This window comes from Microbacterium sp. XT11 (genome assembly GCF_001513675.1).
Lineage (GTDB): Bacteria > Actinomycetota > Actinomycetes > Actinomycetales > Microbacteriaceae > Microbacterium.
This window is the reverse complement of sequence record NZ_CP013859.1, coordinates 3133564-3147220: the sequence shown is the minus strand read 5'-3', so window position 1 is coordinate 3147220 and position 13657 is coordinate 3133564. Positions and strand designations below refer to the sequence as shown.

The window sequence follows — 13657 nt, the reverse complement described above, 5'->3', positions numbered from 1 at the left end:
TCGTGCCTGATGTTCCTGAGATCACCCCGGAAGCGGTCGAAGCCGCGGTCGCCGCAGCCCTCGAGGCCATCGACGCTGCGGCAGACACCGGCGAGCTGAAGGCGGCACGCGCCGCCCACGTGGCCGAGGGTTCGCCCCTCGCGGTGCTGAACGCCTCGATGAGGCAGGTGGCGCCGGAGAACAAGGCCGCTTTCGGCAAGCTCATCGGCCAGGGGAGGGGAAGGGTCACCCAGGCGCTCGCCGCCAAGGAGGCCGAACTGGAGGCCGCCGAGGTCGCCGCACGCCTCGAGGCCGAGCGCGTCGACATCACGGCCGTCCCCTCGCGTACGCGGGTGGGAGCACGGCATCCGCTCACCCTGCTCAGCGAGCAGATCTCCGACATCTTCGTCGGTATGGGGTGGGAGATCGCCGAGGGACCGGAGCTCGAGCACGAGTGGTTCAACTTCGACGCCCTGAACTTCGACGTCGACCACCCTGCCCGCCAGGAGCAGGACACCTTCTACGTCGACCCGACGTCGCGCCATCTCGTCATGCGAACGCATACCAGCCCCGTGCAGGTGCGCTCGATGCTCGACCGCGAGGTGCCGATCTACGTGCTGTGCCCCGGCCGCGTGTACCGAACCGACGAGTTCGACGCGACGCACCTGCCCGTGTTCACGCAGTTCGAGGGCCTCGTCGTCGACCAGGGCATCTCGATGGCGCACCTCAAGGGCACGCTCGACCACGTCGCACGCCAGATGTTCGGCCCTGAAGCCAAGACGCGCTTCCGCACGAACTACTTCCCCTTCACCGAGCCGTCGGCCGAGCTCGACCTGTGGCACCCGACCTTCAAGGGCGGCGCGCGGTGGATCGAGTGGGGCGGCTGCGGCATGGTGAACCCGAACGTGCTGCGCGCAGCGGGCATCGACCCCGAGGTGTACAGCGGCTTCGCCTTCGGCATGGGGGTGGAACGCGGACTCATGTTCCGCAGCGATGTGCAGGACATGCGCGACATGGCCGAGGGCGATGTCCGCTTCAGCGAGCAGTACGGGATGGTGGTGTGATGCGCGTCCCGCTCTCGTGGCTGCGTGAATACGTCGATGTGGCGCCGGACGCCACGCCCGAGGACGTCCTCGCGGCGATGGTCTCCGTCGGGTTCGAAGAGGAGGACGTGCACCGCTTCGACATCAGCGGTCCCGTCGTCGTCGGCCAGGTGCTCTCCTTCGAGGAGGAACCGCAGTCGAACGGCAAGACGATCCGCTGGTGCCAGGTCGACGTCGGCGAGGCGGAGCCCCGTGGCATCGTGTGCGGCGCCCGCAACTTCGCCGTCGGTGACAAGGTCGTGGTGACGCTTCCCGGCTCTGTGCTGCCTGGCCCGTTCCCGATCGCGGCGCGCAAGACATACGGCCACGTGTCCGACGGGATGATCGCGTCGGCCCGTGAGCTGGGTCTCGGCGACGAGCACAACGGCATCCTGATCCTCGGCGACCTGGGCATCGACGCGCCCGTCGGCACCGACGCGATCGCCCTGCTGGGCCTCGACGATGTGGCCGTCGAGGTCAACGTCACGCCCGACCGCGGATACGCGTTCTCGCTGCGCGGACTGGCGCGCGAGTACTCCCACGCCACGGGAGCGGCGTTCCGCGACCCGGCCGAGCGCGATTTCGCAGAGTTGCAGCCCGGCGCAGGCCACACGGCCATCGTCGACGACGCGGCCCCCGTGCGCGGTCGCGTGGGTGCGAGCGAGTTCGTCACCCGCGTCGTGCGCGGCGTCGACCCCTCGCGTCCGACCCCGCCGTGGATGGTCGCGCGGTTGACGCTCGCCGGCATGCGCTCCCTCGGCGTCCTCATCGACATCACCAACTACGTGATGCTCGAGCTCGGACAGCCCCTGCACGGCTATGACCTCGACAAGCTCGCGGGCGGTATCACCGTGCGGCGGGCAGCTCCGGGCGAGAAGATGACGACCCTCGACGGTCAGGAGCGCGTGCTCCACGTCGAAGACCTCCTCATCACCGACGAGTCCGGCCCCATCGGCCTCGCCGGCGTCATGGGTGGCGGCACGACCGAGATGAGCGAGACCACGCGGAACGTGCTCATCGAGGCGGCGACCTTCGACCCCACGACGATCGCCAGAACGGCCAGGCGGCACAAGCTTCCGAGCGAGGCGTCCAAGCGATTCGAGCGCGGCGTCGACCCGCTCATCCCGTTCGTGGCCGCGCGCCGGGCGGCCGACCTCATGGTCGAGCTCGCGGGCGGCACGCTCACCGAGGAGGGCGGCGCCCTCTTCGCGGAGGTCTTCATCGAGGAGATCGCGCTTCCCCGCGGGTTCGTGCAGGGGCTCATCGGCGTCGACTACACGGATGACGAGATCACCGGCGCGCTGACGACCATCGGCGCGGAGGTGACCGAGTCCGAGGGCGGGTGGACGGTCATCCCGCCGACCTGGCGCCCCGACCTCACCGACAAGTGGACGCTCGCGGAGGAGGTCGCGCGCATCCACGGTCTGAACCGCATCCCGTCGGTGCTGCCCACCCCGCCGTCCGGGCGTGGCCTCACGCCGGCGCAGCAGGGGCGCCGTCGCGTCGCGAACGCGCTCGCGGCCGCCGGCTTCGTCGAGACGCCGTCGTTCCCGTTCACGACCGAGGCGCAGAACGACCTTCACGGATCGGCCTCGGGGAATCACCTGCCCAGCATCCGCCTGGCCAACCCGCTCGACGGCTCGGCGCCGTTCCTGCGTCGCTCGCTCGTGCCCGGACTCCTGCAGACCGCGCACCGGAACATCTCGCGAGGTCTCACCGACCTCGCGCTGTTCGAGACGGGCACGGTGTTCCTCCCGGAACCGGGCGTCGAGTACGGGACCGACGAGGTGCCGCCGCTCGGCGTGCGCCCGAGTGACGAGACGCTCGCGGCGCTCGATGCCTCGATCCCGCCGCAGCGCCGCTACGTCTCGGTGCTGCTCACCGGCAACGTCTCGGCTCGTCAGCCGGGTCGGCCCGCCGAGGCGGCCGGTCTCTCCGAGGCCCTCGACGCCGTGCGGGTGATCGCGGCTGCTGCGGGCGTCGAGATCGAGGTCGTGCAGTCGCAGCGGGCCGCGCTGCACCCCGGTCGTGCGGGGTCGCTGCGCGTCGGCGACGTCGAGGTCGGATACGTGGGCGAGCTGCATCCGTCGGTCGCCGAGGCCGCCGACCTGCCCGGTCGTGCCACCGTCGCCGAGATCGACCTCGACGTCGTCCTCGAGCTGGCCGTGCCGTCGACCGTCGCCGCTTCGCTGTCGACGTACCCGGCAGCGACGCAGGACGTGTCTCTCGTCGTGCCGGCCGAGCTCGCGGCCGGAGAGGTGCGCGCGGCTCTCGCCGAGGGCGCGGGTGCGCTGCTGGAGTCCGTTCGGCTCGTCGACGACTACCGGGGCGACGGCGTGCCCGAGGGATCGAAGAGTCTCACGTTCGCGCTCCGCTTCCGTGCCGACGACCGCACGCTCACGGCCGCCGAGGCGACCGAGGCGAAGCTCGCCGGTGTCGCCGTGGCGTCGGAGAGGTTCGGCGCGACGATCCGCGACTGAGGCGGGTCTCTGCCGACAGCGGAGACGGCTTCCCTCCGGCGCCCGGTGCTGGTGACATGGATGCCATGACGACGGCACTCGCCTTCGCTAGACTCCGAGCAGTGACACGGGGTGCCGCACGCGCGGCTGAGATCACACCCGTCGAACCTGATCTAGTTCGTACTAGCGAAGGGAATGTCGCGCATGAGCGATCTTCTGCGTCCTGCATCCGCCACCCGCCTCGTCTCCGAAGCCGGCGCGCTCCTGGAGGAGCTGCGTGCGGCGCCTCCACTGACCCACTGCATCACGAACGCCGTCGTGACCGGCTTCACCGCGAACGTCCTGCTGGCAGTCGGGGCGGCACCCGCGATGGTCGACATCGTCGGAGAGGCGGGGGCGTTCGCCGGTGTCGCCTCAGGGATGCTCGTGAACCTCGGCACGCCCACCCCGGAGCAGCGGGACGCGACCGTCGAGGCGGTCGAGGGGGCTGAGGCGGCGGGCACGCCGTGGGTCCTCGACCCGGTCGCGATCGGGATGCTTCCCGTGCGCACCCAGTTCGCCCGCACGCTCGTGTCAGCCCGGCCGACCGCCATCCGCGGCAACGCGTCGGAGATCCTCGCGCTCGCCGGACTCAGCGCGGGAGGACGCGGAGTCGATGCCGTCGACAGCACGGATGCAGCCGCAGACGCGGCGCTGTCGCTCGCACAGCGCTTCGGCAGCGTGGTCGCGGTGTCCGGTCCCGTGGATCTCCTCACCGACGGCCGTCGAGTGCTCCGCATCGCGAACGGCCATGGGCTGCTCACCAGGGTCACGGGCGGAGGCTGCGCGCTCGGCGCGGTGATGGCCGCGTTCCTCGGCACCGCACGCACGAGCGGCGCCGATCCGCTGACCGCCGTCGCCGCGGCCAGCCTCGTCTACACGGTCGCGGCCGAGCAGGCGGCACGCGCTGCCGAGGGCCCGGGGAGCTTCGCCGTGGCGCTGCTCGATCGGCTCGCCGGGGTGCAGGCGTCCGACCTCGCGGCAGCCGCACGGGTCGAGGACGGCGCGCTGTGATCGCCGACCTCGCGCTGTACCTCGTGACCGACGCTCGCCTGTGCGGCGACCGCGGGGTCGTCGAGACCGTGCGGCGCGCCGTCGACGGGGGAGTGCGCGTCGTGCAGCTCCGCGACAAGACCGCGACGGATGCCGAGACCGCCGCGCAGCTCGTGGAACTCTCGCGCGTGATCGACGGCCGCGCGCTCCTCGTGGTGAACGACCGTCTCGACGCGGCCCTCGCCGCGCGGCAGGCCGGCGCGCGCGTGGACGGGGTGCACCTCGGCCAGGGGGACGAGTCGGTGCTCCGTGCCAGGGCGCTGCTCGGTCCCGACGCACTCATCGGGCTCACGGCGAACAGCGCAGAGCACCTCGACGCGGTCCTCGCCCTTCCGGAGGGCACCGTCGACTACCTCGGCGTCGGCGTCATCCGACCGACGTCGACCAAGCCCGACCACCCTCCGGCACTGGGCGTCGACGGGTTCCGCGCGTTCGCCGCGGAGAGTCCGCTCCCGTGCGTGGCGATAGGCGGCGTCGGCATCGACGACACCGAGGCGCTGCGCGATGCGGGCGCCGCCGGTCTCGCGGTGGTGTCCGCGCTGTGCACAGCGGACGACCCCGCCGAGACGGCCAGCGCCTTTCTCAGCCGCTGGCGCGCCGCCGGTGTGCCCCGGGTGCTGAGCATCGCAGGCAGCGACCCGTCGGGCGGTGCGGGCATCCAGGCCGATCTGAAGTCGATCGCCGCCAACGGCGGATACGGCATGGCCGTGCTCACGGCGCTCACCGCGCAGAACACGCGGGGCGTGCGGGGTGTGCACGTGCCACCCGCCGAGTTCGTGCGGGCGCAGCTCGATGCGATCTCCGACGACATCGTGGTGGATGCGGTGAAGATCGGGATGCTGGCAGAGGCCGGCGTGGTGCGGGAGGTCGCGGCGTGGATCGACCGCACGCGGCCGCCGATCGTGGTCGTCGACCCGGTCATGGTGGCGACGAGCGGCGATCGGCTGCTCGACGCGGACGCTGAGCGGGCGCTCGGCGAGCTCCTCAGCCGCGCCGATGTGATCACCCCGAACCTGGAAGAGCTCGCGGTGCTGGCCGGCCACGGTGTCGACGGGTGGTCGCAGGCGCTCGCCGCGGCATCCGACGTGTCGGCGTCGACCGGCGCGGCCGTCCTGGTGAAGGGCGGCCATCTGCCCGGTGCCGACGTGCCCGATGCCCTCGTCGACGCGTCGAGCGGCGCGACGACGGAGTTCCCCGGTGTGCGGATCGCGACGAGCAACACGCACGGCACCGGGTGCTCGCTCTCCTCCGCGGTCGCCACACGTCTCGCGCGCGGTGAGAGCGCGCGGGATGCCGTCGCCGGCGCGCGAGCCTGGCTGCGCGAGAGCCTGAAGGGCGGCGCGCCGCTCAGGGTCGGCGGCGGGCACGGCCCGGTTCATCACTTCGCGGGACTGTGGTCGCGCGGCGGGCTCGAGACGCGACCGGCCGCGTCCGACATCGCGACGGAATGGTGGGAGGGCATCGCAGGCACCCGCGCCGACATCGACGAGCTTCCGTTCGTGCGTGCGCTCGCCGACGGCAGCCTGCGCCGGCCGGCGTTCCTCTCCTACCTCGCGCAGGACGCGCTGTATCTGCGCGAGTACGCCCGCGTGCTCGTCGAGGCCTCGCGGCTAGCGCCGTCGTCGGACGAACAGGCGTTCTGGGCGGACGCCGCGCACGGCTCGATCGTGGGAGAGCTGGAGCTGCACGCGTCGTGGCTGAACCCCGGGCGCGGAGTGAGCGCCGCGACCTTCGCCGCCGAGCCGTCGCCTGCGACCACCGCCTATCTCGACCACTTGCGCTCGGTCGCCTTCGGCGGCGACTACGCCGAACTCACAGCCGCCGTGCTGCCGTGCTTCTGGCTGTACACCGACCTCGGTCGCCGGCTGCACGCGGGCGAGTTCGGCCAGTACGCGCGCGACCAACGGCATCCGTACGCCTCCTGGCTCACCACCTACGCCGATCCGGTGTTCGCGGAGGCCACAGAGCGCGCGATCGCCATCGTGACGACGACGGCATCTCTCGCCGACGCCGGAAAGCGTTCGCGCATGCTGCGGGCCTTCGACGCATCGGCGCGGCATGAGCGGGCGTTCTTCGCCGCCGTCGATCTCGCATGACGCCGCGGATTTGCGCAGGCCGCGTCGCGCGCGCTATCGTCGCGGCATGCTTCCGGCCGCCACCGCTCCCGCAGTCGCTGTGCGCCGACGTCGCGGCGGCCGCCGATCCTAGGCGACCCCGCGCTTCCGCCTGCTCCGCACGGAGGGCCGAGTGCCGGTGTCGCCGCCCCGGTTCCCCGACCGTCCCACCGTTAAGGTAGAAGCATGACGTATTCCGTCGCCGTCTCCGGCGCATCCGGCTACGCAGGCGGCGAGATCCTCCGCCTCCTGGCCGACCACCCCGACGTCGAGATCCGCACCGTCACAGCGCACTCGAACGCAGGCCAGCCGCTCGCGGATCATCAGCCGCACCTGCGCTCGCTCGCGCACCTCACGCTGCAGGACACGACGCCCGACGTGCTCGCGGGGCACGACATCGTGTTCCTCGCGCTGCCGCACGGCCAGTCCGGGCAGTACACCGACGCACTGGGGTCGGTGCCGCTCGTCATCGACGCGGGAGCGGACCACCGGCTCACCTCGAAGGACGCATGGGACGCGTTCTACGGCGGGCAGTTCCACGAGCCGTGGACGTACGGCGTGCCAGAGCTGGTCACGGGTCCCCGTCACGCGGATCCGAGCGGAGTCGTGAAGCAGCGTGAGGTGCTGCGCGGCGCGACCCGCATCGCCGCACCGGGGTGCAACGCCTCCACCGTGAGCCTCAGCCTCGCCCCGGGCGTCGCGGCGGGAGTGATCGACGCGTCGGACATCGTGACGGTGCTTGCGGTCGGTCCGTCCGGCGCAGGCAAGAGCCTCAAGCCGAACCTCCTCGCGAGCGAGATCCTCGGCAGCGCCAACCCCTACGCGGTCGGCGGCACCCATCGGCACATCCCTGAGATCCGGCAGGCCATCGCCGCGGCCGGAGACCTCGACCCCGACGGCATCCGCATCTCCTTCACGCCCGTGCTCGTGCCGATGTCCCGGGGGATCCTCGCGACCTCGACCGCCCCGATCGCGGAGGGAGCCACCGACGCGCAGATCCGCGACGCCTGGGAGAGCGCCTACGGCGGCGAGACGTTCGTGCAGCTCCTCCCGGAGGGGCGCTTCCCGCGTACGTCCGATGTGCTCGGCGCCAACACCGCCCTCATCGGGCTCGCGATCGACCGTGCGGCGAACCGCGTCACGGTGGTCACCGCCGTCGACAACCTCGTCAAGGGCACAGCGGGCGCCGCCATCCAGTCCATGAACATCGCGCTCGGTCTGCCCGAGACCCGCGCCCTCTCAGTGAACGGAGTCGCGCCGTGAGCGTCACCGCACCCGCAGGATTCGAAGCGGCAGGCGTCGCCGCCGGGCTCAAGTCGACCGGAAACCCCGACGTAGCGGTGGTCGTGAACCGTGGCCCGCGCAAGGTCGGTGCCGCCGTGTTCACGAGCAACCGGGCCAAGGCGAACCCCATCATCTGGTCGCAGCAGGCGGTCGCCGACCGCGTCGTCGAAGCGGTGGTGCTGAACTCGGGCGGCGCGAACTGCTTCACCGGCTCCTTCGGATTCCAGACCACGCACCAGACCGCGGAGAAGGCGGCGGAGCTTCTCGGCGTGAGTGCGGGCGACGTGCTCGTCTGCTCCACCGGTCTCATCGGCGTCGGTGACGAGACGTTCCGCGCCAAGGTGCTCGACGGCACCGCCCGCGCCATCGCCGAGCTGTCCGAGAACGGAGGGGAGTCAGCCGCGCAGGCCATCATGACGACCGACACCGTGGCGAAGACCGCGGTGGTGCGGCGCGACGGCTGGACGATCGGCGGCATGGCGAAGGGGGCGGGCATGCTCGCTCCTGGGCTCGCGACGATGCTCGTGGTGATCACGACGGATGCCGATCTCGAACCGCTCGAGGCCGACGCCGCACTGCGCGCGGCGACAGGCCGCACGTTCGACCGCCTCGACTCGGACGGGTGCATGTCGACGAACGATCAGGTCACGCTCCTCGCCAACGGCGCGAGCGGTGTCAAGCCAGATCTCCACGAGTTCGGCGCGGCGCTCGCGGAGCTCTGCCAGGAGCTCGCCGTCAAGCTGCAGGGCGATGCCGAGGGCGCGAGCCACGACATCACGATCGAGGTCCGGAACGCGGCATCCGAGCAGGACGCGGTCGAGGTCGGCCGCTCCGTCGCCCGCAACAACCTCTTCAAGGCGGCGATCTTCGGCAACGATCCCAACTGGGGGAGGGTGCTCGCGGCCATCGGCACGACGAATGCGCAGTTCGATCCGTACGACGTCGACGTCTGGATGAACGGCGTGCGCGTCTGCACCGAGGGCGGCCCCGATCGCCCCCGTGAGGAGGTCGACCTGACGCCGCGCGCCACGCACCTCGTCATCGACCTCAAGGTCGGCGACGCGACGGCCTCGATCCTCACCAACGACCTCACCCACGACTACGTCCACGAGAACAGCGCGTACGCCTCATGACCGACATCCAGGACACCCCGGCAGAGATCGCCGCGGTCAAGGCCGAGACGCTCATCGAGTCGCTGCCCTGGCTGAAGAAGTTCCGCGACCAGATCGTCGTCGTCAAGTACGGCGGCAACGCGATGGTCTCGGACGAGCTGCAGGAGGCCTTCGCGCAGGACATCGCGTACCTGCGGTACGTCGGCGTGCAGCCGGTCGTCGTGCACGGCGGCGGCCCGCAGATCTCCGACATGCTCGCACGCCTCGACATCCCCAGCGAGTTCAAGGGCGGCTACCGCGTCACCACCACCGAGGCGATCGGCGTCGTGCGCATGGTCCTCACCGGACAGGTGAATCCGCAGCTCGTGTCGAAGATCAACTCGCACGGCCCCATCGCCACGGGCCTCAGCGGCGAAGACGCCGGGCTCTTCGGGGGCCGCAGACGCGGCGTGGTCGTCGACGGCGAGGAGATCGATCTCGGCCGGGTCGGGGACGTGGTGCAGGTCGACCCCACGCCCGTGTTCGACCACCTCGCGGCGGGACGCGTTCCCGTCGTCTCGAGCATCGCGCCGGACCTCGACCATCCAGGCCAGTCCCTCAACGTCAACGCGGATGCCGCAGCCGCCGCGCTCGCCGTGGCGCTGGGCGCCCGCAAGCTGGTGATCCTCACCGACGTGCCCGGGCTGTACGCCGACTGGCCGAACCGCGACTCGCTCGTGTCGCATCTGACCTCGGATGCGCTGATCGAGATGCTGCCGCGCCTGGAGTCCGGGATGATCCCGAAGATGCGCGCATGCCTCGACGCCGTCGAGGGCGGGGTCGACGCCGCGGCGATCATCGACGGACGGGTGCCGCACTCGGTGCTCGTCGAACTCTTCACCAGCAAGGGAATCGGGACAGAAGTGGTCTTGGGAAGCGCAGGGACGAACGCATGAGCAACTGGCAGGACGACGCCGCGAATCATCTGATCCTCAACGTGGGGCCGCGCCTCGCGCTGCTGACCCGCGGTGAGGGCTCGAACCTGTGGGACGCCGACGGGAAGCGGTACCTCGACTTCCTCGCAGGTATCGCTGTGACCTCGCTCGGTCACGCGCACCCCGTGTTCGTCGATGCGGTCTCGCGGCAGGCCGCCACGCTCGCGCACGTGTCGAACTACTTCGCGACGCCTCCGCAGCTGGCCCTTGCCGCGCGCCTCAAGCGTCTCGCCGGCGCGGGCATCGACGGCCGCGTGTTCTTCTCGAACTCGGGAGCCGAGGCGAACGAAGCCGCGTTCAAGCTGGCCCGTCTGCACGGAGGAAGCGCGAGGCCGCGCATCATCGCGTTGGAGAACGGCTTCCACGGACGCACCATGGGGTCGCTCGCGATGACCGCCAAGGAGTCGATGCGTGCGCCGTTCGAGCCCATGCCCGGCGGCGTCGAGCACATCCCCGCGACCGTCGAGTCGCTCGAACAGGCCATGGACGACCGCGTGGCGGCCGTCATCGTCGAGCCCATCCAGGGAGAGGCCGGCGTCGTGGAGCTGCCAGAGGGGTTCCTCGCAGCGGCGCGTTCCCTCACGCTCGCGCACGGCGCGCTTCTCATCGTCGACGAGATCCAGACGGGGGCCGGTCGCACCGGAGCGTGGTTCGGATTCAGCCATGAGGGCATCACGCCCGACGCGATCACGCTGGCGAAGGGCATCGGCGGAGGCTTCCCCATCGGCGCCCTGGTGACCTACGGTGCGGCGAGCGAACTCTTCACGCCCGGGTCGCACGGCTCGACGTTCGGCGGCAACCCGCTCGCGACCGCGGTCGCCGACGCCGTGCTCGGCGAGATCGAGCGCGCCGGCCTCGTCGACAACGCGGCGCGGCGCGGTGTGCAGCTGAGGGAGATCATCGAAGGCATCGGTTCGCCCCTCATCGCCGAGGTCCGCGGGCGCGGTCTGCTCATCGGCGTCGGGCTCTCGGCACCCGTCGCGGGCGACGTCGTCGCCGCCGCGCAGGAGCGGGGCCTGATCGTCAACGCAGCCAACCCCGAGACCGTGCGCATCGCCCCGGCGCTCACGATCGGCGACGCGGAGCTCGCCGAGTTCCGCGAGCTGTTCACCGCCGCGCTCTCCGACGTCCAGGCGTCCCTCACCCCCTCCGGAAAGGCCCTCGCATGACCCGCCACCTGCTGCGCGACGACGATCTGAGCCCCGCAGAGCAGGGGGAGATCCTCGACCTCGCACTCGAGCTGAAGAAGGACCGCTGGGCCGACAAGAGCCTCGCCGGGCCGCAGACGGTCGCCGTCATCTTCGACAAGTCGTCCACGCGCACGCGCGTGTCGTTCGCCGTGGGCATCGCCGACCTGGGCGGTTCGCCCCTCATCATCTCCACCGCGAACAGCCAGCTCGGCGGCAAGGAGACGCCGTCGGACACGGCGCGCGTGCTCGAACGGCAGGTCGCAGCGATCGTGTGGCGCACCTACGCGCAGGCCGGGCTCGAGGAGATGGCGGCGGGCACGCGCGTACCGGTGATCAACGCGCTCTCCGACGACTTCCACCCGTGCCAGCTGCTCGCCGACCTCCTGACCATCCGCGAGCACAAGGGCGAGCTCGCCGGCCTGACCCTCACGTTCTTCGGAGACGGGCAGAGCAACATGGCGCACTCGTACGCCCTGGCCGGCGTGACGGCCGGCATGCACGTGCGCATCGCCTCTCCCGCCGATTACGCGCCGCGCGCGGACGTCGTGGAGGCGGCCGACCGGCGCGCGGCCGAGACCGGCGGCTCCATCACGCTGTTCACGGATCCGATCGAGGCGGCCGCCGGGGCCGACGTCATCGTGACCGACACCTGGGTGTCGATGGGCAAGGAGGAGGAGAAGCTCGCCCGCATCCGCGACCTCGGCGGGTACAAGGTCACCACCGAGACCATGCAGCTCGCCGACCCTGAGGCGATCTTCATCCACTGCCTCCCCGCCGACCGAGGCTACGAGGTCGATTCCGAGGTGATCGACGGGCCGCAGAGCGTCGTCTGGGACGAGGCCGAGAACCGGCTGCACGCGCAGAAGGCGCTCCTGGTGTGGCTGCTGCGCAAGAATGCCGAGGCCGCCTGATGACCGAAGGCACGCACGGAGGCACCAACGAGGGAGCGCTCTGGGGTGCGCGGTTCGCGAGCGGGCCGTCGCCCGAGCTCGCCGAGCTGAGCAGGTCGACGCACTTCGACTGGATCCTCGCCCCGTACGACATCGCAGGATCGCACGCGCACGCCACCGCGCTCGCCGCGGCCGGGTATCTGGAGCCCGACGAGGCCGCGCGCATGCACGAGGGGCTGGACGCCGTCGCGCGTAAGGTCGCCGAGGGCGCCATCGTGCCGATGCCGACCGACGAAGACGTGCACGGGGCTCTCGAACAGGCGCTCATCGCGGAGCTCGGTCCTGAGCTCGGAGGCCGGCTGAGGGCAGGACGAAGCCGCAACGACCAGATCGCGACGCTCGTGCGGATGTACCTCATCGACCACGCGCGGGTGATCGCGCGCGACATCCTGCGCGTCATCGACGCTCTCGTCGCACAGGCGGAGGCGCACCCGGATGCGATCCTCCCCGGACGCACGCATCTCCAGCACGCGCAGCCCGTGCTCCTCGCCCATCACCTCCAGGCCCACGCCTGGCCACTCGTGCGCGAGCTCGAGCGGCTCGTCGACTGGCGGCGCCGCGCCGGCGCATCGCCGTACGGCGGGGGAGCGCTCGCGGGATCGACGCTGGGTCTCGACCCCGAGCTCGTCGCGCGCGAGCTCGGTCTGGACCGCCCCGCCGAGAACTCGCTCGACGGTACGGCGGCCCGCGACGTGGTGGCGGAGTTCGCGTTCATCGCCGCGATGACCGGCGTCGACCTGTCCCGCCTTGCGGAGGAGATCATCCTCTGGAACACCCATGAGTTCGGCTTCGTGACGCTGCACGACAGCTACTCGACCGGCTCGAGCATCATGCCGCAGAAGAAGAACCCCGACATCGCCGAGCTGGCACGCGGCAAGTCGGGGCGCCTCATCGGCAACCTCTCCGGCCTGCTGGCGACGCTCAAGGGGCTTCCGCTCGCGTACAACCGCGATCTCCAGGAGGACAAGGAGCCGGTGTTCGACTCCGTCCAGACGCTCGAAGTGGTGCTCCCGGCGTTCGCGGGCATGATCGCGACCCTGCGGTTCGACACGCAGCGGATGGCGGAACTGGCCCCGCAGGGCTTCTCTCTGGCGACGGACGTCGCGGAGTGGCTCGTGAAGCGGCGGGTGCCGTTCCGCGACGCCCATGAGATCTCCGGCGCGCTCGTGCGCGCGTGCGAGGAGCACGGGATCGGGCTGGAGGATGCGAGCGACGAGCTCCTGCTCTCGGTCTCGCCGCACCTGGTGCCCCAGGTGCGCGAGGTGCTCACGATCGAGGGCTCCGTGGCGTCGCGGACGGGCGCAGGGGGCACGGCGCCGGTGCGCGTGTCGGAGCAGCGCGCCGAGCTCATCGCCAGAGCCCAGGCCGCGGCGCACGCGCTGGGACTGTGACGTCGGCGGGCGCTCGCTGCACGCGCCCCG

10 protein-coding genes and 1 riboswitch are annotated in these 13657 nt (G+C 71.2%); all 10 genes read left to right on the top strand.

Annotation, left to right across the window (positions count from 1 at the left end; all coding sequences use genetic code 11):
• Positions 1-2 precede the first annotated feature (2 nt).
• Positions 3-1043 (top strand): phenylalanine--tRNA ligase subunit alpha, encoded by a 1041-nt coding sequence (gene pheS, locus AB663_RS14975; protein ID WP_067200936.1) that lies wholly within the window; start codon positions 3-5, stop codon positions 1041-1043.
• Positions 1043-3541 (top strand): phenylalanine--tRNA ligase subunit beta, encoded by a 2499-nt coding sequence (gene pheT, locus AB663_RS14970; RefSeq protein ID WP_067200933.1) that lies wholly within the window; start codon positions 1043-1045, stop codon positions 3539-3541. The genes pheS and pheT overlap by 1 nt, the downstream gene beginning before the upstream one ends.
• A 97-nt stretch (positions 3542-3638) precedes the next feature.
• Positions 3639-3733, top strand: a riboswitch (TPP riboswitch).
• Positions 3725-4573, top strand: coding sequence for a hydroxyethylthiazole kinase (gene thiM, locus AB663_RS14965; protein WP_067202841.1), 849 nt, complete (start codon positions 3725-3727; stop codon positions 4571-4573). Its footprint overlaps the riboswitch before it by 9 nt.
• Positions 4570-6708: a bifunctional hydroxymethylpyrimidine kinase/phosphomethylpyrimidine kinase gene (locus AB663_RS14960; RefSeq protein WP_067200930.1), complete on the top strand. Its 2139-nt coding sequence runs from the start codon at positions 4570-4572 to the stop codon at positions 6706-6708. The genes thiM and AB663_RS14960 overlap by 4 nt, the downstream gene beginning before the upstream one ends.
• 204 nt (positions 6709-6912) lie before the next feature.
• Positions 6913-7989, top strand: a complete 1077-nt coding sequence (gene argC / locus AB663_RS14955) for an N-acetyl-gamma-glutamyl-phosphate reductase (protein ID WP_067200927.1) — start codon at positions 6913-6915, stop codon at positions 7987-7989.
• Complete coding sequence (gene argJ, locus AB663_RS14950; protein WP_067200924.1) at positions 7986-9143, top strand: bifunctional glutamate N-acetyltransferase/amino-acid acetyltransferase ArgJ; 1158 nt, start codon at positions 7986-7988, stop codon at positions 9141-9143. Before argC ends, argJ begins: the two co-directional genes overlap by 4 nt.
• Positions 9140-10057 carry an acetylglutamate kinase gene (argB, locus tag AB663_RS14945; RefSeq protein WP_067200921.1) on the top strand — a complete coding sequence of 306 codons (918 nt, stop codon included), beginning with the start codon at positions 9140-9142 and terminating at the stop codon, positions 10055-10057. Before argJ ends, argB begins: the two co-directional genes overlap by 4 nt.
• Complete coding sequence (locus AB663_RS14940; RefSeq protein WP_067200918.1) at positions 10054-11265, top strand: acetylornithine transaminase; 1212 nt, start codon at positions 10054-10056, stop codon at positions 11263-11265. Before argB ends, AB663_RS14940 begins: the two co-directional genes overlap by 4 nt.
• Positions 11262-12197 carry an ornithine carbamoyltransferase gene (gene argF, locus AB663_RS14935; protein WP_067200915.1) on the top strand — a complete coding sequence of 312 codons (936 nt, stop codon included), beginning with the start codon at positions 11262-11264 and terminating at the stop codon, positions 12195-12197. The genes AB663_RS14940 and argF overlap by 4 nt, the downstream gene beginning before the upstream one ends.
• The gene (argH, locus tag AB663_RS14930) at positions 12197-13627 is read left to right on the top strand and encodes an argininosuccinate lyase (protein ID WP_067200913.1); all 1431 of its coding nucleotides are present in this window, start codon (positions 12197-12199) and stop codon (positions 13625-13627) included. Before argF ends, argH begins: the two co-directional genes overlap by 1 nt.
• Positions 13628-13657 lie beyond the last annotated feature (30 nt).

Bases quoted from the DNA above. Each gene is read 5' to 3' on its own strand.
- AB663_RS14940 (WP_067200918.1), top strand. From the start codon at position 10,054: ATGAGCAACTGGCAGGACGACGCCGCGAATCATCTGATCCTCAACGTG.
- pheT (WP_067200933.1), top strand. From the start codon at position 1,043: ATGCGCGTCCCGCTCTCGTGGCTGCGTGAATACGTCGATGTGGCGCCG.
- argB (WP_067200921.1), top strand. From the start codon at position 9,140: ATGACCGACATCCAGGACACCCCGGCAGAGATCGCCGCGGTCAAGGCC.
- thiM (WP_067202841.1), top strand. From the start codon at position 3,725: ATGAGCGATCTTCTGCGTCCTGCATCCGCCACCCGCCTCGTCTCCGAA.
- argC (WP_067200927.1), top strand. From the start codon at position 6,913: ATGACGTATTCCGTCGCCGTCTCCGGCGCATCCGGCTACGCAGGCGGC.
- argH (WP_067200913.1), top strand. From the start codon at position 12,197: ATGACCGAAGGCACGCACGGAGGCACCAACGAGGGAGCGCTCTGGGGT.
- argF (WP_067200915.1), top strand. From the start codon at position 11,262: ATGACCCGCCACCTGCTGCGCGACGACGATCTGAGCCCCGCAGAGCAG.